Below are 22702 nucleotides of genomic sequence, written 5' to 3'. Positions count from 1 at the left end.
CGTCGATCAGGTCGCCCAGCGCACGCGCCGAGGTGATCACGCCCGTGACCTTGCTGCCCACCCGCGCCGCGAGGGACGAGACCCGGGTCGCGACCTGGGACACCACCCACGGCGTCCCGAGCCCGACGGTGAACACGATCTGCGCCGCCCACGAGATCGCCGCACCCACCAGCTCCGCGATCGCATCACGCACCAGGTCGTGCACCACCTGCACGATCGTCGAGCACGTCCGCAGACTGCTCGCGACCGCCGTCGAGGACCCACCGATCCCCCGCAGGTGCTCGGCGACGTCGCTCGCGTAGCGGGCGTAGGCCTCGACCCCCTGGCCCCGCATCCCCTCCAGGTCCGCCGCCACGAGGTGGTCCAGGTCCCCCGCCGCGCTGCCCATCTGCGTGGCGATGTTGTCCCACGTCCCCGCGAACCCCAGCACCGCCCCCGCATCACCGGTCAGGTCGTCGAGCCACCCCTTGAGCGGCTCCACGTGCTCCATCAACCAGCCCAGCCCGGCCGCGATCAGCTGACCCAACGGGTCCATCACCGCCGCCGCCGTGTCCAGCACCGTCGAGAGCCCCGCCAGACCCGCCGCCACCCAGTCCTCGGACTCGATCGCCCGCGACAGGTCGTACAGGGACTCCACCAGCATCGTCCCGCCCAGAGCGGACGACGTGTCCACCGGACCCGCGACCAACGGGTTCGTCGTCATCCCCGCACCCCCGCGATCTCGCTCATCTGCCCCCCAGCGCGTGCGATCGGGGCGACTGTAACGGGCCGCGCGCGTCGCGGGCCATCACTCGTCCAGGTCACGGGCGACGGCCGTGCGGCCCCACGCCGTCGGCGGGCTCAGCCCCAGACCAGGCCCTGGCCCGGCTCCTCGAGCACCGCGGCGACGTCGGCCAGGAACCGCGAGCCCAGGCCGCCGTCGACCAGGCGGTGGTCGAACGAGAGCGCGAGCTGCGTCACGTGGCGGACCTTGATCTTGCCCTTGTGCACCCAGGGCTGCTCGCGGATCGCGCCGAACGCGAGGATCGCGGACTCGCCCGGGTTGAGGATCGGCGTGCCCGTGTCGATCCCGAACACCCCCACGTTGGTGATCGTGATGGTGCCGTCGCTCATGTCGACCGGCTGCGTCTTCCCGGCGCGGGCCGTCGCGGTGAGGTCGGCGAGCGCGACCGCGAGGTCGTGCAGGCCGAGCCGGTGCGCGTCCTTGATGTTCGGGACGATGAGGCCGCGCGGCGTCTGCGCCGCGATGCCGAGGTTGACGTAGTGCTTGTAGACGATCTCCTGGGTCTCGTCGACCCACGACGCGTTGATCTCGGGGTGCCGGCGCACCGCCAGGAGCAGCGCCTTCATCGCGACGAGCAGGGGGGTCACGCGCACGTCGGCGAACTCGCGGTCGGCGCGCAGCCGCTCCACGAGCCGCATGGTCTTGGTGACGTCGACCGTGTGGAACACCGAGACGTGCGGCGCGGTGAAGGCGCTCGAGACCATCGCCTCGGCGGTCCGCTTGCGGACCGACTTCACGGGCACGCGCGTCGCGCGGCCGTCGTCGCTCACCGTGCCGGACGCCAGCCACGGCTGGTCGTCGGTCGCGTAGGTCGCGAGGGGCTTGACCTCGTTGGCCTGCGAGCGCGCGAGGACGTCCTCGCGCGTGACGATCCCGCCGGGGCCGGTGGGCCGGACGGTCGCGAGCTCGACGCGGAGGTCACGCGCGAGCTTGCGCACGGGAGGCTTCGCGAGGATGCGGCGGGACTCCTCGTTGCGGCCCGCGGCCGTCGGGGCGGCAGCGACCGCGGGGACGTCGGGGCCGGCCGCCGCGGGCGGCGCTGCGACGGCGGCGACCGGGGCCGCCCCGGCAGCAGCTGCGGGCCCCGAGCCGGCGTCGACCGTGGCGGCGCGGCGCGGGCGTCGCGTCGCGCTGTGCGCACTGACGCCGTACCCCACGAGCACCGCGCCGCTCGCGCCGTCGTCGGACGCGGCCTGGCCGGACGCCGCGGTGTCCGCCGCGTCCTGCGCGGCCGTGTGGGGAGCGGCGCGGACCGCGCCGCCGGCGGCGGCACCGCCCTCGGAGGCGCCCGGGTCGGGCGCGCCGTGCGGGTCGACGTCGACCGTGATGATCGGCGTGCCCACCTCCACGGTCTCGCCGGGCTCCGCGAGCAGCGCGGTCACGACACCCGCCCATGGGCACGGCAGCTCGACGAGCGACTTCGCCGTCTCGATCTCGACGATCGGCTGGTTGACCGTCACCGCGTCGCCGACGGCGACGTGCCACGCGACGATCTCGGCCTCGGTGAGGCCCTCGCCCGCGTCGGGGAGGCGGAACTGCTCGTACCGGGGCACGTGGGGCTCCTGGGGTCGGGGTCGGTCGGTCCGCGCGGACGGCTCAGCGTCTCAGCCGGCGGGCTCGGGCGGGAGGAGGCTCGGCGGGCTCAGTGGCCGAGCGCGCGGTCCACGGCGTCGAGCACGCGGTCGAGGCTCGGCAGGTACTCGTGCTCGAGCCGCGCGACGGGGTAGGGGCTGTGGAAGCCGCCGACGCGCAGCACGGGCGCCTCGAGCGAGTAGAAGCACTCCTCGCTGATCCGCGCGGCGACCTCGCCGCCCGTCCCGTAGAGCACGGGCGCCTCGTGCACGACGACGCACCGGCCGGTCTTGCGCACGGACGCGACGACGGTCGCGGTGTCGAGCGGCGAGAGCGTGCGGAGGTCGACGACCTCGATGCTCGTGCCGTCCGCCGCGGCGGCCTGGGCGGCGCGGAGCGCGGTCGCGACCGTGGGTCCGTGCGCGACGAGCGTGAGGTCGGTGCCGGCGCGCGCGACGCGCGCCCGGTCCAGGCCCTCGCCGGTCGCCGAGCCGTAGGAGAAGCCGCGGTCGACGTCGCCCTTGTCCCAGTACCGGCCCTTGGGCTCGAAGAAGAGCACGGGGTCGGGCGAGGCGATGGCCTCCTGGATCATCGTGAACGCGTCCGCGGGGCTCGCCGGCGTCACGACGCGCAGCCCGGCCGTGTGCGCGAAGAGGACCTCGGGCGACTCGCTGTGGTGCTCGACCGCGCCGATCCCGCCGCCGTACGGCACGCGGATGACGACGGGGAGCGACAGCCGGCCGCGCGAGCGGTAGCGGACCTTGGCGAGCTGCGTCGTGATCTGGTCGAACGCGGGGAAGATGAAGCCGTCGAACTGGATCTCGCACACCGGCCGGTAGCCGCGGAGCGCGAGGCCGATCGCGGTGCCGACGATGCCGGACTCGGCGAGCGGGGTGTCGACGACGCGGTCCGGGCCGAAGTCCTTCTGCAGGCCGTCGGTGACGCGGAAGACGCCGCCCAGGGCGCCGATGTCCTCGCCCATGAGCAGGACCTTGGGGTCCTCCTCGAGCGCGGCGCGCAGGCCGAGGTTGATGGCCTTGGCGAGCGTCAGGCGCTCGACGGCGGGGACGGCGCTCATCGCGTGACCTCCGGTGCGACGTCGAACGACGCCTCGTACTGCTCGAACCAGGCGCGCTCGGCGTCCACCACGGCGTGGGCGCCCGCGTACACGTGCTCGAACATGGTCGACGTCGGCGGCTTGCCCATCGCGCGGACCTCGCGGCGCAGGCGCTCGCCGAACGCCTCGCCCTCCGCGTCGAGCTCGGCGAGGAAGACGGCGTCGAGCTCGCCGATCGCCTCGAGGTGGAGGCGGAGCCGGTCGATCGGGTCGCGGCGGCGCCACGCCTCCTCCTCGGCGGACGAGCGGTACCGCGTCGGGTCGTCCGACGTCGTGTGCGCGCCCATGCGGTACGTGTACGCCTCGATGAAGGTGGGGCCGTTGCCCGAGTGCGCACGCTCGAGCGCCTCGGCCGTGACCGCGTAGCAGGCGAGGACGTCGTTGCCGTCGACGCGGACGCTCGGCACGCCGAAGCCCCGGCCGCGCTCGACGATCGGCACACGGGACTGCTTCTCGGTGGACTCGGAGATGGCCCACTGGTTGTTCTGGCAGAAGAGCACGAGCGGCGCGTTGTTCACCGCCGCGAAGACGAACGCCTCGTTGGTGTCGCCCTGGCTCGTGGCCCCGTCGCCGAAGTAGGCGACGACGGCGGCGTCGCGCGTCGGGTCGCCGGTGCCGACGGCGCCGTCGCGCTGGATGCCCATCGCGTACCCGGTCGCGTGCAGCGTGTGTGAACCGATGACCAGGGTGTACAGGTGGAAGTTGTGGGCCTCGGTGTCCCACCCGCCGTGGTCGATGCCGCGGAACTGGCGCAGGATGTCGACGAGGTCGACCCCGCGGGTGTGGGCGACGCCGTGCTCGCGGTAGGACGGGAACGCGTAGTCCTGCGGCGCGAGCGCGCGGCCCGAGCCGACCTGCGCGGCCTCCTGGCCGAGCGCGGGCGGGAAGAGGCCGAGCTCGCCCTGACGCTGGAGCGCTGTCGACTCGGAGTCGAAGCGCCGCACCATGACCATGTCCCGGTACAGCCCACGCAGGGCCTCCGGGTCGAGATGGGCGATGCGTGGGCTGTACTCGGGATGCTCCAGGCGCTCCCCGGTCGGGGTGAGCAGCTGGATCATGTCGGGCTCGTTCACGCAGGGTCCTTCCGGGTGACGGCCAGGGCTAACCTACGTCAGCGTAGGCTACGCCACCGTAGGTTGGCGCTGTCCGGGCCCGACAACGACGTCGGACTCCCCTTTGTACCGACTCTCCAACACGTCGTCACGCGCCCACCCGGGACGAACGGCCCCCCGCCCCGCACCATCGCCGCCGCCGAGGTCGCTGGTTCGGCTCGAGGTCGCTGGTTCGAACCAGCGACCTCGGCGCGAACCAGCGACCTCGGCGTGGTGAGGGTGCGTGGTGGCCGGATGGCCGGGTGGCCGGGTGGCCGGGTGGTGCGGGCCGTGGGTCAGGCGGGGGTGCTGGCGAGGGCCTCGGTCGGCACCGCCGGCGGGGTCGTGGGCCGGGTGGCGCGGCGGGCCAGGGCGGCCGAGGCCACCGTCGCGAGCGCGAGGGCCGCGAGCGCGGCCAGACCCGCGACCGGGCTCGTCGTCCAGCGGCCCTCGAGGAGGAAGAGCGCCGGCACCGTGCAGGTCGGGATGCCGAGGAGCACGAGGAACCACCCGGTGAACCGGCCCAGGTCCAGCCCGCCGACGTGCGTGCGCCCGAGGCCGAGGAGCACGAAGAAGAGCGCCCACATGCTCGCCCACGTCGCCCAGATGACCGCGAACACGGGGTCGGTCGCGATCGACGTCACGGCGTAGTAGGCCGCGATGCCGGCGACGAACAGGCTGTACCAGCCGAAGCCCTGGGGCTCGATCCGGTGCACGGTCTGGAAGCCGAACCACAGGTACGTGATGCCGAACAGGTAGCTCGGCCACGTCGCCTGGAGCACGCCGGGCTCGGTGCCGTGGAGCACGAGCACGAGCGTCGGCAGCACGACCTGCGCGGTCCCGACGAAGAAGTTCAGCGGCGCGGCGCTGCGCGCGGGCACGACGCCGAGCGTCGACAGGCCGTTGACGAAGAGCACCACGCCGACGAGGAGGAGGCCGACGTTCCCCATCAGCGGGTCACCAACGACTCGAACGTCTCCGACGAGAGGACGGGCGCGAAGAAGTTGGTGATGCGCTCGAACGCCGCGGCCTCCTGGTCGGGCCGCTGGGCCCCGGTCGCGTCGCCGATGACGATCGGCAGCAGGCCGTGGTCGCGCGCCGCACGCGCGTTGCCCTCGATGCACCAGTCCAGGTGGATGCCGGTGATGACGACGACCTCGACCCGCTTGCGGGCCAGCTCGAGCGGGAGGTCCGTGCCGACGAACGCCGTCTGCAGGGCCTTCTCGTAGAGCTCGTTGTCGCCGGGCTCGACGAGGTCGCGCAGCTCGTCGACGAGGGCGTCGTCCCAGGCGATCTGCTCGGGCGTCGCGTCGATCGACCCGGTCCAGGAGTCGTACTGCGCGCGGTCGAGCACGGACTGCGGGTAGTCCTGGCGGAAGACCGAGTAGCCGATCCAGTTGAAGGAGACGAAGTTCGGGGCCCGGCGGGCGGCCTGGACGGCGCGCACGGTGGCCGGGAGGCTGCCCCGGAACGCGTGGCCCTCGGCGTACTGGACGCCGCCCGGGCGGTAGAGCGAGTTGGACTGGCTCACCGAGAGGAACGCGGCGGGACGGCTGAGGATCTCCCGCAGGTCGAGGCCGGCCCAGTGGGCGGGCAGCGGCGGGATGAGGTGGGCGTTGCTCGCCGGGAGGCCGAGCGCGGCGGGGTCGAGCTCGACGGGCTCGAGGGGCGTCCGGCGGTCGGTCCGGGTGTCGAGGGTGGTCATGGTTCTCCCTGGTCAGGGGCGCGCGATGGAGGCGCCTGAGGGCGTGCTGGTCGGGTGCGCGGCGGTGGTGACGCCGCGGGCCGGCCCGGACGGGTGGTCCGGACCCGCCCGGATGGACGCGCCGTGGCAGACGGCGGCCCGTGCCGGCACGACGGCGGTCAGCCGCGGCGGGCGGGCGGAGAGGGGGCCGGCGCGGGCCGGGGGCGCGCGCGGCGGAGTCCGTGGGGACTCAGCAGGGCATTCGGCAGGGGCGACAGGCGCGCGGCGACGACGTCGCCTCGGGCCGGGATCCCTGCGTGATGCTCACGCGCACGAACCTAGTCGCCCGAGCGGCCCGTGCGGCGGCCGCGCCGCCTGGGTCTCGCAGACCGAGACCGGCGCCTCGCGGAGCCGGTCCGCGGCGGGACGGGCGGGCCGGGGCGGGTGGACGCCGGTCCCGAGCGCTCAGCCCTGCGCGCTGCCGTCCCGCGTCACCCAGCCGTGCGCGAGCTCGAGCACGCGGTCGTTCGCCGCGGCGTCGCCGACGGTGATGCGCAGGCCCTCGCCGGCGAACGGGCGGACCAGCACCCCGTGCGCGACGGCGTCGGCCGCGAGGTCCACCGTGCGCGGGCCCGCGGGGAGCCAGACGAAGTTGCCCTGGGCGTCGGGCACGGACCAGCCCTGGTCACGAAGGCCCGCGAGGAGGCGCGCGCGCTCCGCGACGACGGCGTCGACGCGCTCCAGGAGCTCGTCCTCCGCGCGCAGCGACGCGAGCGCGGCCACCTGGGCGAGGTGGTTGACACCGAAGGGCGTCGACGCGGTCCGCACCGCGCGGGCGACGTCGGGAGTCGCGACCGCGTAGCCGACGCGCAGCGCCGCGAGCCCGTACGCCTTGGAGAACGTGCGCAGCACGACGACGTTCGGGTGGGCCGCGAGGAGCTCGCGCGAGCGCACGGCGTCGTCGTGCCGGACGAACTCGACGTAGGCCTCGTCGAGCACGACGAGGACGCGGTCCGGCACCGCGGCGAGCAGCTCGACGAGCTCGGCGTGGTGCACGGCCGGCCCGGTGGGGTTGTTGGGCGAGCACACGAGCAGGACGCGCGTGCGCTCGGTCACCGCGGCGGCCATGGCGCGCAGGTCGTGCCGGCCGTCGGCGGCGAGCGGCACCTCGACGCCGACGGCGCCCTGGAGGCCCACGAGGATCGGGTAGGCCTCGAACGAGCGCCACGCGTGGACGACCTCGTCGCCCGCGTCGCAGAACGCCTGGAGCACGTGGCCGAGCACGGCGACCGAGCCGCAGCCCGCGACGACCCCCGCCGGGTCCACCCCGTGGCGCGCCGCGAGCGCCTCGCCGAGCTCGGTCGCGAACATGTCCGGGTACCGGTTGAGCAGCGAGGCGGCCCGGGCGACCTCGTCCCGCACGGAGTCGAGCGGCGGGAACGGGTTCTCGTTCGACGACAGCTTGAACGCGCGCTGGTCGACCGCGGCGCGGGCGCCGGGCACGTAGGCGGGGATGCGCTGCACGACGGCGCGGGGGCCGGGCGAGGTGGTCACCGGCACAGCATGTCAAAGAGCACAGCACGCCGAACGACGGGCCCCGTGACGGGGCGGTCCCCCGGACGCCTGCCGCCGGGCGGGCCGAGGTGGAAGCATGGCGACCATGAGCTTCCTGCTGCGCGTCATCATCAACGCGGCCGCGATCTGGCTCGCGACCCAGGTCCTCGACGGGCTCGACGTGGTGAGCGACGAGGGCGCGACGTCGACGGTCCTCGTGCTGCTGGCCGTGGGGCTGGTCTTCGGCCTGGTCAACGCGATCGTCAAGCCGATCGTCAAGGCGATCTCGTTCCCGCTCTACATCCTCACGCTCGGCCTGTTCACGCTCGTCGTCAACGCCCTCATGCTCATGCTCACCGGCTGGCTCTCGGAGCGGACCGACTACGGGCTGCGCATCGACGACTTCGGCACGGCCGTGCTGGGCGCGCTCATCATCTCGATCGTCAGCTTCCTGCTCAGCGTCGTCATCCCGGGCGCGCGCAAGAAGGACCGCGACTGACCGACCCGGGGCGGCGAGCCACGGCCGCCCGCCGTGCGCGTGACGCGTCGTGCGACCGGTCATGACGCGGCCGGGACGCGCACCCCGACGTAGCGCCGGGACGTCACCGTGGTCGCGTCGTCGCCGAGGAGGCGGCCGAGAGTGGCCTCGAACGCGTCGACCGACGGGTCGCCGACGCCCGTCAGCCGGTCGGCCGTGCGCGCGTAGGCGTCGACGCCGTGCGCGCTCACGGGGCTCGCGGCCGCGGCCTGGTCACGCGGGTCCGGTGACCGCGCGAGGTCGACAAGCACCGTCGTGCGGTCCGGCGTCGCGGCCGTCGCGGCGCCGTCGAGCGTCGGGACGTAGTCGGGCGCGTGCTCGAGGTGGAGCGCGGGGACGCCGGGCGGCAGGTCGATGCCGCTCGCGGGTGTCCCGGCGGTGACCACCGCGGCGACCGTGAAGCGCTCCGCGAGGTCCGGGTCCGCCGCGATCGTCGCCGCGACGATGCCGCCCTGGCTGTGCCCCGCGAGGACGACGGGCTCACCCGCCTCGACGCCCGCCTGGTCCATCGCCTCGACGACGGTGCGCAGCGCGTCGCCCCCGGTCCCGCCCACCAGGTCGAAGTTCGACGTGAGGTCGAACGGGTTCGGGCCCGCCACGGGCGACCACTCCTCGGTGCCCGGCACGGCGACCACCCACGTCCGCGAGCCGTCGGCGTGGTCGAGCTGCTGGACCCCGACCGTGCCCGGGACACCGCCCGTGCCGAGGCGCGGGTCGTCGTCCGGGTGCGGGTAGAGCGCGTGCACCTGGCGCAGCAGGTCCGCGCTCGACGCCGGGCGTGGCGGGTCCGTGCCCGGTCCGCGCGGGGCGTCCGCGCGGACGAGGGGGGCGACGACGAGCCCCGGACGCGGCGCGCCCACGAGCGCCGTGAGGAGCGAGGAGCCGGTCCGCAGCGTGCGCGCCGCCCCGGGCACCGGGTCCGCGACGTACGCCTGGAGACCCGGGGCGGAGCTGCGCAGCAGTGCCGCGACGCCCGGCGTGAGGAGCTGGACGGCACGCGGGTCCGGCCAGCCCGGACCTCCCCCCACCAGCCCGACGCTCGCCCCGCCGCGAGCCAGCATCCCGAGCGGCCCGGCCGCGGCCCGGGCGTCGGCGGTGCCGAGGCGGCCCAGCACCAGCCCGGCGGGCGACGGCACCGCCCGCACCACCGCGCCTCCGATCGTGAGCACGACCGCCTGACCCGCCGCCGCCAGCCCGAGCGCCCCCGCGACGGCCCAGCCCAGCGGCCCGGCCTCGCCGAGCGCGCCGCCGAGCACGACACCCGTGGTGCGGACCGCGCTGCCGACCCCGGCCGCGACGGCGGCGTCCGTGGCGGCGTAGAGCTCGGCGGACGCCCGCACCCGCGCCGCCAGGTCCCGCAGGTGCGCGGCGACGACGCGGGGGGACGCCCACGACGAGAGCAGCGGCGCGAGGGCCGCGCGGGCGCCGGGCGCCGTGACGGGCGACCACGCCGCGGCGTCCTCCACGGCGTCACGCAGCACGAGCACCTCGCGCGCGGCGTCGTCGAGCGCGTCGGCCGCGCGGTCCAGGGCCGCCGCGGCGGCGGTGAGGTCCTCGAGGTGCGCCGCGGTCCCGCCCGCGCCGCCGGTCACCCGGACGCCCGCGGGCAGGCCGGCGCCGTCGTCGGGCGGGGGCAGGACGGGGGGCGGGGACGTCACGGCGCCGCGCCCGCGCCGGGCGACCCAAGAACGGGGGCAGGGACGGGCCAGGCCACGGCGCCGGTCCCCGCGCCGGGACGGGCGAGGTCGCGCACGGCGGCGCGGAGGTCGGCGCCAGGCTCCGCCGCGGCGGCGCGTGCCGCGTCCGCGGCGCGCACGTGCGGCAGGACCGCGTCGCGCGCCACCGGCACGCGCGCGGCGACGAGCGCGACCTCCGCGGCGGCGGCGTCGAGCAGCGCGCCGTACGCGGCCGCCGCGCTCGAGACCCACGCGACCTGCCCCGCGGCGCCCAACCGACCGCGTGCCAGCGCGACCGCCTCCTGCGCCGCCCCCGACGCCCGCAGCACCACGCCCGCCGACGGCGGCGCTGCCCACACGTCCCAGCCCATCGCTGCCCCCTTCCCGTCGACGGACGCTAGGGACGCCGGCGCCGCCCGGGAGCGGAGGCCCGCCGGGCCTGGGGACGCCGGTGACCAGGCCCGCACCTGGGGACGACGCCCCCGGACGCCGTCGTCGGCACACCCACGCTCGCCCAGCGCCCCGGCCCGCCGCCCGGTCCCCGCATCTCACCCGGCGCGCGCATCAGAAGGCCGCGGCCGCGGCCGATGGCCCGGACGAGCGCTCCAGCCCGCGACCCCCCGGGCGCGCCCACCGGAGGACACCGTGACCGCCCTGAAGACCCGCACCGTCGGCGCCCGCCTCGGGCTCGCGTTCGGCGCCGTCGCCGCGCTCGTCGTGGCCTCGTCCGCCACCGGCCTCCTGGCCGTCGCCGAGCAGAAGCGCCTGGCCTCGGACGTCGAGGAGGCCGCCGCCGTGCTCCAGCACGCCGAGACGGCCCGGTTCCAGATCGCCGACCTCACCGGCTGGCAGGGCCTCGTGTTCGCGGACGTGCAGGTCTACGGCCCCGAGGTCGGGCTCGCCGCCGACGCCTACAACCGGTCCGGCATGCTCGAGGCGCGCGACGCCGTCTACGCGTGGCTCGACGACGTCGACACCGGCGCGATGGACGACGACGAGCGCGCCGCGTGGGAGGGCCTGCGCCCGGCGTGGGACGACTTCTTCACCTGGGACGCCCAGGTCGTCGAGTGGCTCGAGACCGGCGAGGAGTCGGCGTCGCGCCAGGCCATCGAGTCCATCAACGGCGGCGACGCCGGGGCGGCCTACTCGGCGGTCCTCGGCATCGCGGACAGCGTCCAGGCGTCCGCCCAGGAGCGCGTGTCCGCCCTGCGCGACGAGCAGGACGCCGCCCAGGGCCGGGCGCGCGTCGCGCTCGTCGCCGCGGGCGTCCTGGCCCTGCTGCTCGCGACCGCGTGCTCGCTCGTCGCGACCCGCTCGGTGGTCCGGCCGCTGCGCCGCATCCAGGACGTCGCCGACGCCGTCTCCCGGCACGACCTCTCGCGGACCACCGGCCTCACCGGCGCCGACGAGGCCGCGTCCGCCGGTCGCGCGCTGGACGCGGCCGTGACGTCGATGCGGACCCTCGTCTCCGCGGTCGCCGACTCCGCCACGACCGTCGCGTCGGCGGCCGAGGAGCTGAGCGCGTCGAACGCGCAGGTCGCGTCCGGGGCGGCCGAGACGAGCACGCAGGCCGGCGTCGTCGCCGCCGCGGCGGAGCAGGTGTCGCGCAACGTGCAGACCGTCGCCGCGGGCGCCGAGCAGATGGGCGCCTCGATCCGCGAGATCGCGGAGAACGCGACCCTGGCCGTCCGCGTCGCGTCCGAGGCGACGGACGTCGCGGAGCAGACGACGGCGACCGTCGCGCAGCTCGGCGTCTCGAGCCAGGAGATCGGCGACGTCGTCAAGGCGATCACCGCGATCGCGGAGCAGACGAACCTCCTGGCGCTCAACGCGACGATCGAGGCGGCGCGCGCCGGCGAGGCGGGCAAGGGCTTCGCGGTGGTCGCGGGCGAGGTCAAGGAGCTCGCGCAGGAGACGGCGCGCGCGACGGACGACATCTCGCGCCGCGTCCAGACGATCCAGTCCGACACCGCGGGCGCCGTGACGGCGATCGGCCGGATCAGCGAGATCGTCGGCCGGATCAACGCCTACCAGCTGACCATCGCGAGCGCGGTCGAGGAGCAGACGTCGACCACGACCGAGATGAGCCGGAGCGTCACCGAGGCCGCCACCGGCGCCGCGGAGATCGCGCGCAACGTCGTGGCCGTCGCGACGGCGTCGGAGTCCTCGACGGACGTGCTCACGCAGATGCGCGGCGCGACCGAGGAGCTCGCCCGGATGTCGAGCGACCTCATGGACCGCGCGTCGGTGTTCGCGCACTGAGCGCACCGAGCGGACTGCGCGCACCGAGCGGACTGCACGCGACGAGCGGACTGCACGCACCGCGCACTGGACGGACGTGTCGCCGCGGCGCCCTAGGCTCGCGCGGGTGACCTCCTCCGCCCGCCGCACCGCCGTCGGCGTCGCCCTCGTGGCCACCGCCTCGGTGCTGTTCGCGGTCAACGGGACCGTGTCGAAGCTCGCGATGCAGGCCGGCCTGAGCACGACGCGGCTCGTCGAGCTGCGCTCGCTGGGCTCCGCCGTGGTCCTCGTCGCGGCGGTCCTCGTCATGACGCCGCGCGCCCGACTGCCGCGCGGACGCGAGCTCGCCGGGATCGCGGTGCTCGGCATCGTGGGCATGGCGATGGTCCAGTGGCTGTACTTCGTCGCGATCTCGCGGCTGCCCGTCGGCCTGGCGCTGCTCATCGAGTACACGGCGCCGCTGCTCGTGGCCCTGTGGGCGCGCTTCGTGCTGGGCGAGGACGTGCGGGCCCGGGTCTGGTGGGCGCTCGCGGCGTGTCTGGCCGGGCTCACGCTCGTCGCGCAGGTGGGCGACGGCGTGCGGCTCGACGTCCTCGGCCTCGTCGCCGCGGGCGCGGCGGCCGTGTCGCTCGCGGTCTACTACCTGCTCGCCGACCGCCTCGTGCGCCGCCGGGACCCGCTCTCGACGCAGGCGTGGTCGATGGTGTTCGCGGCCGTGTTCTGGGTCGTCCTCCAGCCGCTGTGGACGTTCGACGCGGGCGTCCTCGCCGACGACGTCGACCTGCCGGGAGCGCTCGAGGGCTCGCGCCTGCCGCTGTGGGTGCTGCTCGCGTACATCGTCGTGCTCGGCACGGTCGTGCCCTACGTGCTCATCCTCGCGGGCGTGGTCCGGCTGGGTGCCGCGCGCACGGGCATCATCGGCATGCTCGAGCCGGTCGCGGCGTCGGCCGCCGCGTGGCTCGTGCTCTCCGAGGCGATGACGCCGGTGCAGCTGCTCGGCGGCGCCGTCGTGCTCGGCGGTGTCGCGCTCGCGGAGACGGCGCGCGCCCGGCCGAGCGTCGTGCCCGCGTCGGACGTCGTCGAGAGCCACTAGCGCTCCGCGGCGCGTCGGCACCGCGCGGTCAGCGGTCGCGCGGCCGCCAGGAGCGCGCGAGCCACGCCCGCGGCACGACGAGGACCGCGACGGCGGCGACGGCGAGCACCGCGACGAGGCGCAGCGCCTCCTGCACGCCCGGCGTCGTGCCGAAGCCCGAGCGCAGCCACACGACGGCGAGCAGCGCGCCCTGCACGACGACCTGGACGCCGAGGACCGACCGCCCGACGGTGCCGAGCACGGCGCGGTCCACCCGCCCGCGCCACGCGATGCGGCCCGCGAGCGCGCCCAGCCGGAGCATGAGGTGGACGGCCAGCACGAGTGCCGACGCCCGCACGAGGCCCGAGGCGTCGCCCGACGCGTCCACCGCGAGGAGGTCCGGGCCGGCGAGGACGACGAACAGGGTGACGAGCAGGACCGCCGGCGCGACGGGCCAGGTCGGCCACCGCAGGACGAGCGCGGCGGCCGCCGCGAGCACCACTCCGAGCTGCGGCGGCGGGCCGCTGAGCCCGACGACGGCGACCACCGCGAGTGCCGCCGCGATCCGCACGACCGAGCCGGGCACCGCGCCGGCCAGCCGCAGCTCGACCCGCGGGGGCGACGGGACGCCGTGGCGCACGGGCAGCCCCAGCGCCTCGCGCACCCGGTCCCCGGCGCCCTCGCCCGCCATCAGCCGACCCCCCGCCCGGGCCGCCGGTGCGAGAGGCGCGCGAGCGCCTGGAGCCGCGCCGAGGCGTCGTCGTCGGCCCAGCGGACCAGCTCTGCACCCGCCGCGACGACGTCGTCGAGGCGGTCCGAGCGCTCGATCCGGACGATGCGCAGGGCCAGACGCTCGCGCGCGTCGAGGCCCCGCACGCGCAGGCGCGGCAGGACGTCGACCGCGACGACGCGGTGTCCCGCGCGGCGCCACGTCCGTGCGAGCTCCGCGGACTCGGGGTCGAGGAACGTGCTGAAGAGGTAGACGAGGCTGCCCGCGGTGAGGTGCGGCGGCCGGACGCGCCGCGGCGGGTCCCCCTCGGGCCGCAGCAGCGCGAGCTGGTGGACGACGCGGTCGAGCTGGCGCCGGCCCGCGCCGGGCCGCAGCGCGCGGCGCCGCACGCCGAGGTCCTCGACGCCGACCCGGTCGCCGCCCGCGAGGTAGCCCTGCGCGACGGTCGCGGCGGCCTGGCGTGCGAGGTCGAGCGACGTGGCGTCGTCGGGGCGGATCGCGCGCATCCCGCTCCACGTGGACGGGTCGGGTCCGACGTCGTCGCGCGAGTCGACCACGAGCGTCACGACCGCCTCGGCGAGCGCGAGCGTGCGGCGCACGTAGAGCTGCTCGAGCCCGGGCGAGCGGCGCGCGGTCGCGCGCCAGTCGATGCGCCGCAGCGTGTCCCCGGGCTGGAACGGGTGGATGTCGCGCAGGCCGCCGCCGTCGCCCGCGCGCCGCGACTCGTGCTGGCCGCTGAGCCCGCGCAGGCGCGCGGGCAGCGGGAGGGCGGGCACGGCGCGCGCGGTCGGCAGCACGAGCACGCGCGACGGCTCCTCGGCGGCGACCGGTCCGACCACCAGCGCGCCGGGACCCACGCCCTGCTGCTCGACGCGGAACAGGTCCTGCGGCCCGGTGCGGACCGACGCGGCCGCGACCTCGAGCGTGCGGACCAGGGGGACGTGCACGAGCGCCTCGGTGCCGCCGTGGCCCGGCCGGCTCACGCGCACCCGCACGGCCTCGGTGCCGACCGGCGCCGCGAGCCGCACGCGCGCGACGAGCGCGGTGCCGCGGCCGGCGTCGGCGGGCGTGACGTCCGCCCACACCTCGCCGCGCGGCCGCCCCCACAGCGCCCACAGCGCGCCGACGACGGCGGGGGCGCCGAGCAGCGCCGCGTCCGGGCGCCCGCCCAGCACGCCGAGGACGAGCGCGACGAGTCCCACGCCGACCCCGCCGACGAGGGCCGCGGTCGGCGCCCACGCGAGGCCGGCGTCGCGCGCCGCGGCGTCCGGGCCGCCCGAGGCGGCGGTGGGGCGGGCCGGGGTCACGGCCGGGTGCGCCTCACCGCTGCGGGACCGCGGCCGGTCCGGGGACGCGCGCGAGGACCTCGCGGACGACGTCCTGCGCGGCGACCCCCGCGGCCCAGGTCGCGGGCGTCAGCGTGATCCGGTGCGCGAGCGCGGGCACCGCGACCGCCTTGACGTCCTCGGGCGCCACGAAGCGGCGGCCCGAGAGCACGGCCAGGGCGCGCGCGACGAGCAGGAGCGCCTGCGAGCCGCGCGGGGACGCGCCCACCTCGACCGCCTCGTGAGCGCGCGTCGCGGCCGCGAGGTCCACGCAGTAGAGGACGACGTCAGGGTCGACCTCGACCGCCTCGACGCCCGCCTGCATCGCGAGCAGCGCCGCCGGGTCGACCACCTGGCGCACGGGCGCGGCCTCCTGGCGACGGTCGAGCCGCCGCGCGAGGACGTCGGCCTCGGCGTGCCGGTCGGGGTAGCCGACCGCGAGCCGGACCATGAAGCGGTCGAGCTGCGCCTCGGGCAGGGGGTAGGTGCCCTCGTACTCGACGGGGTTCGACGTCGCCATGACGTGGAAGGGGCGGGCCATCGCGTACGTGGCGCCGTCGACCGTGACCTGCCGCTCCGCCATCGCCTCGAGCAGCGCCGACTGGGTCTTGGGCGCGGTGCGGTTGATCTCGTCGGCGAGCAGGAGGCCCGTGAACACCGGGCCCGGCCGGAACCGGAAGGACGCCGTGGCCGGGTCGAACACCGACGAGCCGGTGATGTCCGACGGCAGCAGGTCGGGCGTGCACTGGATGCGCCGGAACTCGAGGCCGAGCGCCGTCGCGAGGCTGCGCGCCGCGAGCGTCTTGCCGAGCCCGGGAACGTCCTCGAAGAGCACGTGCCCGCCCGCGAGGATCGCCGCGAGGGCCACCCGCAGCGCCTCCGTCATGCCGACGACCGCCGTGCCGACCTCGGCGAGGACGGCCTCCGCCCGCACCGCGACGTCGCTCGGGGTGAGGGGCGGCGGTCCGGACGCCGGGGCGGTGGGGGCGACGGGGTCGGGCGCGGACCCGGGAGGCGGTGCGGTCACGAGCGGGGTCCTCCGGTCAGGGGTCGGGACGGGTCGAGCCGCTCGATGACGTCGACGCAGTGCGCGACGTCGGCGAGCGAGGGCATGTGGCCGCCGGGCGCCGTGAGCGCGGCCCAGGCGCGCTCGCCCAGGACGGCCCGCGCGCGGTCGCGCTCCGGGTCGGGTGCGGCGCTCGCGGGGCGGGGCCCGAGCCCGGCCGCCACGGGCAGCCCGAGGCGCGCGAGCCGCTGCGCCGCGAGCTCGCGGAGCCGGCGGACGGCCGCCTCCGTCACGCGGCCGTCGCGACCGATGAACGCCCAGGTGAGGACGGCGATCTCGCTCCGGGCGCCCGCGGCGTCGTCGCGGCGGTCCGGCGGCCAGGGGTCCTCCTCGCCCGCGGGCAGGGCGGCCCAGACGAGCGCGACGACGAGCGTCACGAGCGCGACGAGCAGCGCGTCGACGAGGCGCAGGCCGAGCAGCCGGACGAGCAGCCCGGCCGCGACCGCGGCGAGGGCGGGCCACGTCCAGCGCGGGGGGATCACGGCGCGCCGCCGCCGTCGGCGCCGGGCGCGTCGGGCGGTCGCCCGCCGGCCGCGAGGCCGCGCGCGAGGGTGCGCACGGCGGCGGTCGCCGAGGCGACGTCGTCCGGGCCGACGGGGTCCGTGCTGAAGCGCGCGCGCAGGTAGAGCGCCAGCAGCGTGCGGATCGCGGCCGGGTCGGCCGGGGTGCGGTCCATGACCTCGACCGTGAACTCGGTGGGCGTCGCCGCGGGGTCGCGGTGCAGCCCGGACGCGTCGGCCGCCGCCTCGAGCGCGACCCACGCCGCGATGACGGCGTCGGCGGGGCACACGTGCGCGCGCAGCTCGTCGCCCGCGTCGCGGACGCCGTCGCGCAGGGCGGGCAGGTCGGGCAGGCCGTCCGCGAGCCCGACGGCGCTGCCGGGCTCGATGCCGGCGTCGTCGGGCGGGTCCTCCGGGCGGCGCCGTGGCAGCATCCGGTACAGGCGCACCAGGACGTAGAGCGCGCCGACCACCGTGAGCACCGCCAGGGTCGCGCCGAGCCACCGCAGGTCCCACGGCGTGACGTCCATCTGCTCGAGCGCCTCGGTCAGGCCGTCCTCGGACGGGGCCGTCGCCTGCGGGGTGGGGACCTCGGTCGGCTGCTCGACGGGCACAGGGTCGCCGCTCAGCGGCGGGTCCCACGGGCCCGTGAGCGCCGTCGCCGCGACCGCGACGAGCACGAGGACGACCGCGAGCGCCGCGCGGCCGAACGGTCCGGCCGCGCCAGGACCGACCCCGGGCGCGGCAGGGCCGGCGACGGCGTCCGCCGGCTCGGTCCTCGCCCTCGGGTCCACCGCCCCATCATCGGCGACGCACGCCCCGCGCGGGCGAACCGCGCCGCGGCCCGTCGGCGCACGCGGTGGCTGCGGACACGGCGTCGCGCCGTCCCGTCGTTCTGGGAGGATCGCCGCATGCCCGAGGAGCAGACCGACGCGACCGAGTCCGTGACCCCGTACACGCCCGCGCGGCGACGCCGCAGCCTCGCCGAGCAGACGCCGCCGATCGCGCTCGGGCCGCTCGACGGCCGGTACCGCGCCGCGGTCGCGCCGCTCGTCGACCACCTCTCCGAGGCCGCGCTCAACCGCGAGCGCGTGCACGTCGAGGTCGAGTGGCTCGTGCACCTCGCGGCCCACCGGGTGCTCCCGGGCGCCCCGACGCTCTCGGGCGAGGAGGTGGCGTACCTGCGCGACGTCGTCCTCGACTTCGACGCGCACACGGTCGCCGAGCTCTCCGCCACCGAGCGGATCACGGTGCACGACGTCAAGGCCGTCGAGTACCTGCTCAAGGAGCGGCTCGCCGCGGCGCCGGCGCTGCTCGGCGGCGACACCGTGCTGCCGCAGGTGACCGAGCTCGTGCACTTCGGCTGCACGAGCGAGGACGTCAACAACCTGGCCTACGCGCTCATGGTCCAGGGCGCGGTGCGCGACGTCTGGCTGCCGGCGGCGACGGCGCTCGTCGACGACCTCGCCGCGATGGCCCGCGAGCACGCCGCCGTCCCGATGCTCGCCCGCACGCACGGGCAGCCCGCGACGCCGACGACGCTCGGCAAGGAGCTCGCCGTGCTCGCGCACCGCCTGCGCCGCCAGCTGCGTCGCGTGGCGCGCGCCGAGTACCTGGGCAAGCTCAACGGTGCGACGGGGACGTACGGCGCGCACCTCGCGGCCGTGCCGGGCGCCGACTGGCCCGGGATCTCCCGGTCGTTCGTCGAGCACCTCGGGCTCACGTGGAACCCGCTGACGACGCAGATCGAGTCGCACGACTGGCAGGCGGAGCTCTACGCCGACGTCGCGCGCTTCAACCGCGTGCTGCACAACCTCGCGACCGACGTGTGGACGTACATCTCGCTCGGGTACTTCGCCCAGGTGCGCGGCCAGGGGACCGTCGGCTCGTCGACCATGCCGCACAAGGTCAACCCGATCCGGTTCGAGAACGCCGAGGCGAACCTCGAGCTCTCCTGCGCGCTGCTCGACAGCCTGGGCTCGACGCTCGTCACCTCGCGCCTCCAGCGCGACCTCACGGACTCCACGACGCAGCGCAACATCGGACCCGCGTTCGGCCACTCGCTGCTCGCGATCGACAACGTCCGCAAGGGCCTCGCGGGCCTCGACGCGGACCCCGCGGCGATGGAGCGCGACCTCGACGCGAACTGGGAGGTGCTCGGCGAGGCGGTCCAGTCGGCGATGCGGGCCGCGGGCGTCGCGGGCGTGCCCGGCATGGAGGAGCCCTACGAGCGGCTCAAGGAGCTCACGCGCGGCCGCCGCATCACGGGCGAGGACCTCCGCGCGTTCGTGCTGGGCCTCGGCCTGCCCGACGACGTCGCGCAGCGCCTCGCGGCGATGACGCCCGCGTCGTACACCGGCGCGGCCGCGGACCTCGTCCGGTACCTGGACGCCTGACGGCCGACGCCTCGCTCGGCGCCCGACGCCGCGCGCCGTCGGGGCGCTCGACGTACGGTCGCCCCACGCCGTGCGCGTGCACGCGTGGACCGAGGAGGACACCGTGACCGAGGACGCCACCGCCCCCACCGCCCGGCCGGACGCCGTTCCCGGCGCCACGCCGGACGACCCCTACGGCGTGCCGGACGGCCCGCACCCCCACGGCTCGGGCATCCGCGAGGACGGCCCGACGCTCTCGGGCCTGCCCGACGACGCGCCCGACGAGCTGCGCGCGACGCTCTCGGGCGGGGACCCGCACCACCTCCCCGTCGAGGACGACCGCACCCGCTGACCTGCGGCCGGGGTCGCTGGTACCGCCCGACGAACCAGCGACGTCGGTGCCGACGGCGTCAGTCGTCCGTGCCCGCGAGACGGCGGATCCGGTCGTCGATGCTCTCGCCGCCCGTGCCCACGCCCCGGGGGGCGGCAGCGTGATCGCCGTCTGCCGCGCCGGCCGTCGGCGCGACGGGCGGACGAGGCACCGCGACGTCGGCGTGCCCCGCGTTCAGACCGGTCCCGGCCTGGTCGACCTCGGCCGGCTCGACCTCGGCCGGCTCGACGGCGGTCACGCCGACGTCGGTCACGTCGCCGGACCCGGCACGGCGTGCGGCCCAGCGCTCGACGAGGCGCACGGTCTCCTCGGGGCCCGCCCAGCCGTCGCCGCTCGCGCCCCGGCGCGGCACGAGCAGCAGCGTCGCGCCCGGCAGGCCGATCGCGACCGCGGGTGAGCTCGCGCCGTTGACCGTCGTCGAGGCGCCCGGTGCGACGCCGGTGACGGCCGACCACGGGACCAGCGCCGCGAGCGACGGCGTCGCACCTCCGGCCCACAGACCGACGCCCTCGTCGCCGACCGCGGCCGTGACGTGCCGCAGCAGCGCGATGCCCACGGGACCCGGGTCGGCTCCCGCTGCCGGCAGCGCGTCGACCCAGCCGTCGCCGAGCGAGACCTCGACGACGTCGTCATGCGGCCGCAGCACCGCGACCGCGTGGTGACGGGCCTCCACGCGCATCGCCGCGGCGAGGCTCGCGACGCCGACGGCGAGCAGGGGGAGGCCGAGCACCAGGAGGACGGCCCCGCGGCGAGGCACGGCGTCGGCGAGCGCGAGCACGCCCACCGTCGTGAGTGCCACCCCGACGAGCCCGATCGCGACCGACCGAGCCATCCAGCGGCTGCCGGACGGCGCGACCCCGACGTCCTCGGACACGGCGCTCCCTGGGTGCGGGCCGGCGGCGTCCGGCGGAGGACGAGCATCCCAGGCCCGCGGCGGCCCGAGTGCCACCGCTCCCCAGCGGGACACCCGATCGGGTGGGATCCCGCACGGAGGCGGAGCCCGGCGCCCGACGGCGCGGCCGGGGGCAGGGCGCGACGACCGCAGGCACCGTCACCTGCTGAGGCGGCGCAGCCGGGCCGCGGAAACCGTAGCCGTGAGGCGGTGCGACCACCGATACTCGTCGCCATGACGCTGATCTCCCACTGGATCCATGGTCGCGAGCACTCCGGGGCGCCGGGCCGGACGGCGCCGGTGCACGACCCGGCGACGGGCCGCGAGACCGCGCGGGTCACGCTCGCCGACGCCGCGACCGTCGACCACGCCGTCGCGCGCGCGTCCGAGGCCGCCGTCGCGTGGGGCCGGGCGTCGCTCAGCGCGCGCACCCGGGTGCTGTTCGCGTTCCGCCACCTCCTCGCGACGCACGCGGACGAGCTCGCCGCGGTCATCACGGCCGAGCACGGCAAGGTGCTCTCCGACGCGGCGGGCGAGGTGCAGCGGGGCCTCGAGGTCGTCGAGTTCGCGTGCGGCATGCCGCACCTGCTCCAGGGCGGGCACTCCGAGAGCGTCTCGACCGGGGTCGACGTGCACTCGGTGCGGCAACCGCTCGGCGTCGTCGCCGTGATCTCGCCGTTCAACTTCCCGGCGATGGTCCCGCTCTGGTTCGTGCCCGTGGCCCTGGCCGCGGGGAACGCCGTCGTGCTCAAGCCGAGCGAGAAGGACCCGTCCGCGGCCATGGTCATGGCGCGCCTGTGGCGGGAGGCCGGCCTGCCCGACGGCGTCCTCACCGTGCTCCACGGCGACAAGGAGGCGGTCGACGCGCTGCTCACGCACCCGGACGTCCGCGCGGTGTCCTTCGTCGGCTCGACGCCCGTCGCCCGGTACGTCTACGAGACCGCGACGACGCACGGCAAGCGCGTGCAGGCGCTCGGCGGCGCGAAGAACCACATGCTCGTGCTGCCCGACGCCGACCTCGACCTCGCCGCCGACGCCGCCGTGAGCGCGGGCTTCGGCTCCGCGGGCGAGCGCTGCATGGCGATCTCGGCCGTCGTCGCCGTCGAGCCGGTCGCCGACGCCCTCGTCGCGAAGATCGCGAAGCGCATGGGCGACCTGCGCACCGGGGACGGCCGGCGCGGGTGCGACATGGGCCCGCTGGTCACCGCCGAGCACCGCGACCGCGTGCTCGGCTACGTCGCGGCCGGCGTGGACGCGGGCGCGGACCTCGTGGTCGACGGCCGCCTCGTCGAGCCCGACGGCGACCCGGAGGGCTACTGGCTGGGCCCGACGCTCTTCGACCGGGTGCGGCCCGGCATGTCGATCCACACCGACGAGATCTTCGGCCCCGTGCTCTCGGTGCTCCGCGTCGCGAGCTACGACGAGGGGCTCGCGCTCATCAACGCGACGCCCTACGGCAACGGGACCGCGATCTTCACGAACGACGGCGGCGCGGCCCGCCGGTTCGAGGTCGAGGTCGAGGTCGGGATGGTCGGGGTCAACGTGCCGATCCCGGTGCCCATGGCCTACTACTCGTTCGGCGGCTGGAAGTCCTCGCTCTTCGGCGACCTGCACGCGCACGGCGCCGACGGCGTCCGGTTCTTCACGCGCGGCAAGGTCGTGACGACGCGGTGGCCCGACCCGAGCCACGGCGGCGTCGACCTGGGCTTCCCCACGCAGCGCTGACGCCGCGCCCCCGGTGCCGGGACGACCGGCACCGGAGGATCGCGGACCCGACCCGGACCGGGATGTGCGGCGCACGGTGCTGGAGGTGCAGGAGTGACCCCGCGACGCGCCGGGGAGGGCGCTCGCGCCCCGCGCGTCGCATGCGCCGCACGGCTCGGCCCGGAGCGCGCCGGCCGTCAGCCCGTGACGACGGTGGTCATGACCTCGTCGGCGAACCGCGCGGTCGGCCCAGCGGCGTCCCCCCCCCCCCCGTGCGCGTGGGCCGCCGGTCCGGGGCACCGCACGTCCGACCCCGGCGGCCACGACGCCGAGGTCGCTGGTTCGCGTCGAGGTCGCTGGTCTGAACCAGCGACATGGGCGGGAACCAGC

The 22702-nt window shown here is 76.6% G+C and carries 21 protein-coding genes; 6 read left to right on the top strand and 15 right to left on the bottom strand.

Features of this window, described 5'->3' with window-relative positions; translation table 11 throughout:
- The 7 genes from JIG38_RS16060 to hisC all read right to left on the bottom strand — a co-directional run.
- Positions 1–703: hypothetical protein (locus JIG38_RS16060; protein WP_233405111.1), on the bottom strand; the 703-nt coding region annotated here is incomplete at its 3' end.
- A 137-nt stretch (positions 704–840) separates the two neighbouring features.
- The gene (locus JIG38_RS16055; RefSeq protein WP_199423029.1) at positions 841–2337 is read right to left on the bottom strand and encodes a dihydrolipoamide acetyltransferase family protein; all 1497 of its coding nucleotides are present in this window, start codon (positions 2335–2337) and stop codon (positions 841–843) included.
- Positions 2338–2426: 89 nt separating this feature from the next.
- On the bottom strand, positions 2427–3434 hold the full coding sequence (locus JIG38_RS16050; protein ID WP_199423028.1) for an alpha-ketoacid dehydrogenase subunit beta: 1008 nt from the start codon (positions 3432–3434) through the stop codon (positions 2427–2429).
- Positions 3431–4531, bottom strand: coding sequence for a pyruvate dehydrogenase (acetyl-transferring) E1 component subunit alpha (pdhA, locus tag JIG38_RS16045; protein WP_199423303.1), 1101 nt, complete (start codon positions 4529–4531; stop codon positions 3431–3433). The genes JIG38_RS16050 and pdhA overlap by 4 nt, the downstream gene beginning before the upstream one ends.
- A gap of 329 nt (positions 4532–4860) precedes the next feature.
- Positions 4861–5514 (bottom strand): AmiS/UreI family transporter, encoded by a 654-nt coding sequence (locus tag JIG38_RS16040; protein WP_199423027.1) that lies wholly within the window; start codon positions 5512–5514, stop codon positions 4861–4863.
- Positions 5514–6269, bottom strand: coding sequence for a cysteine hydrolase family protein (locus JIG38_RS16035; protein WP_199423026.1), 756 nt, complete (start codon positions 6267–6269; stop codon positions 5514–5516). The genes JIG38_RS16040 and JIG38_RS16035 overlap by 1 nt, the downstream gene beginning before the upstream one ends.
- Before the next feature lie 444 nt (positions 6270–6713).
- Positions 6714–7808, bottom strand: a complete 1095-nt coding sequence (gene hisC / locus JIG38_RS16030) for a histidinol-phosphate transaminase (RefSeq protein ID WP_199424816.1) — start codon at positions 7806–7808, stop codon at positions 6714–6716.
- A gap of 100 nt (positions 7809–7908) precedes the next feature.
- Between hisC and JIG38_RS16025 the strand changes: the two genes are divergently transcribed.
- Positions 7909–8301 carry a phage holin family protein gene (locus tag JIG38_RS16025; RefSeq protein WP_199424832.1) on the top strand — a complete coding sequence of 131 codons (393 nt, stop codon included), beginning with the start codon at positions 7909–7911 and terminating at the stop codon, positions 8299–8301.
- Positions 8302–8360: 59 nt separating this feature from the next.
- Here JIG38_RS16025 and JIG38_RS16020 read toward each other — a convergent pair whose 3' ends face one another.
- A complete protein-coding gene (locus tag JIG38_RS16020; RefSeq protein ID WP_199424815.1) occupies positions 8361–9998 on the bottom strand; it encodes a lipase family protein in 1638 nt (545 codons plus the stop codon).
- A complete protein-coding gene (locus JIG38_RS16015; protein ID WP_199424814.1) occupies positions 9995–10387 on the bottom strand; it encodes a hypothetical protein in 393 nt (130 codons plus the stop codon). The genes JIG38_RS16020 and JIG38_RS16015 overlap by 4 nt, the downstream gene beginning before the upstream one ends.
- Positions 10388–10661: 274 nt before the next feature.
- Between JIG38_RS16015 and JIG38_RS16010 the strand changes: the two genes are divergently transcribed.
- Both JIG38_RS16010 and JIG38_RS16005 read left to right on the top strand, forming a co-directional pair.
- Positions 10662–12278: a methyl-accepting chemotaxis protein gene (locus tag JIG38_RS16010; RefSeq protein ID WP_307844979.1), complete on the top strand. Its 1617-nt coding sequence runs from the start codon at positions 10662–10664 to the stop codon at positions 12276–12278.
- Between the two features lie 106 nt (positions 12279–12384).
- Positions 12385–13350: an EamA family transporter gene (locus JIG38_RS16005; RefSeq protein ID WP_199424813.1), complete on the top strand. Its 966-nt coding sequence runs from the start codon at positions 12385–12387 to the stop codon at positions 13348–13350.
- A gap of 28 nt (positions 13351–13378) precedes the next feature.
- On the opposite strand, the gene JIG38_RS16000 is transcribed toward JIG38_RS16005, so the two are convergent.
- The 5 genes from JIG38_RS16000 to JIG38_RS21110 all read right to left on the bottom strand — a co-directional run bounded on the left by JIG38_RS16000 (position 13379) and on the right by JIG38_RS21110 (position 17744).
- Positions 13379–14020, bottom strand: coding sequence for a hypothetical protein (locus JIG38_RS16000; RefSeq protein WP_199424812.1), 642 nt, complete (start codon positions 14018–14020; stop codon positions 13379–13381).
- Positions 14020–15366: a DUF58 domain-containing protein gene (locus JIG38_RS21115; RefSeq protein WP_199424811.1), complete on the bottom strand. Its 1347-nt coding sequence runs from the start codon at positions 15364–15366 to the stop codon at positions 14020–14022. Before JIG38_RS21115 ends, JIG38_RS16000 begins: the two co-directional genes overlap by 1 nt.
- 13 nt (positions 15367–15379) lie before the next feature.
- On the bottom strand, positions 15380–16318 hold the full coding sequence (locus tag JIG38_RS15990) for an AAA family ATPase (protein WP_307844983.1): 939 nt from the start codon (positions 16316–16318) through the stop codon (positions 15380–15382).
- Positions 16319–16407: 89 nt separating this feature from the next.
- Complete coding sequence (locus tag JIG38_RS15985; RefSeq protein ID WP_199424809.1) at positions 16408–16932, bottom strand: hypothetical protein; 525 nt, start codon at positions 16930–16932, stop codon at positions 16408–16410.
- Complete coding sequence (locus tag JIG38_RS21110; protein ID WP_199424808.1) at positions 16929–17744, bottom strand: DUF4129 domain-containing protein; 816 nt, start codon at positions 17742–17744, stop codon at positions 16929–16931. Before JIG38_RS21110 ends, JIG38_RS15985 begins: the two co-directional genes overlap by 4 nt.
- 117 nt (positions 17745–17861) lie before the next feature.
- On the opposite strand from JIG38_RS21110, the gene purB reads away from it, so the two are divergent.
- Positions 17862–19346 (top strand): adenylosuccinate lyase, encoded by a 1485-nt coding sequence (purB, locus tag JIG38_RS15975; protein ID WP_199424807.1) that lies wholly within the window; start codon positions 17862–17864, stop codon positions 19344–19346.
- Positions 19347–19449: 103 nt separating this feature from the next.
- Entirely contained in the window at positions 19450–19677 is a 228-nt protein-coding gene (locus JIG38_RS15970) for a hypothetical protein (RefSeq protein WP_199424806.1), read from the top strand.
- Between the two features lie 58 nt (positions 19678–19735).
- On the opposite strand, the gene JIG38_RS15965 is transcribed toward JIG38_RS15970, so the two are convergent.
- Positions 19736–20590, bottom strand: a complete 855-nt coding sequence (locus JIG38_RS15965) for a hypothetical protein (RefSeq protein ID WP_199424805.1) — start codon at positions 20588–20590, stop codon at positions 19736–19738.
- A 252-nt stretch (positions 20591–20842) separates the two neighbouring features.
- Between JIG38_RS15965 and JIG38_RS15960 the strand changes: the two genes are divergently transcribed.
- Complete coding sequence (locus tag JIG38_RS15960; protein ID WP_199424804.1) at positions 20843–22333, top strand: CoA-acylating methylmalonate-semialdehyde dehydrogenase; 1491 nt, start codon at positions 20843–20845, stop codon at positions 22331–22333.
- The last annotated feature ends 369 nt before the right edge of the window (positions 22334–22702 follow it).

Source organism: Actinotalea solisilvae, assembly GCF_016464425.1.
Classification (GTDB): Bacteria; Actinomycetota; Actinomycetes; order Actinomycetales; family Cellulomonadaceae; genus Actinotalea; species Actinotalea solisilvae.
The sequence above is the reverse complement of the archived record's forward strand: the minus strand, read 5'-3'. Positions and strand labels throughout refer to the sequence as shown.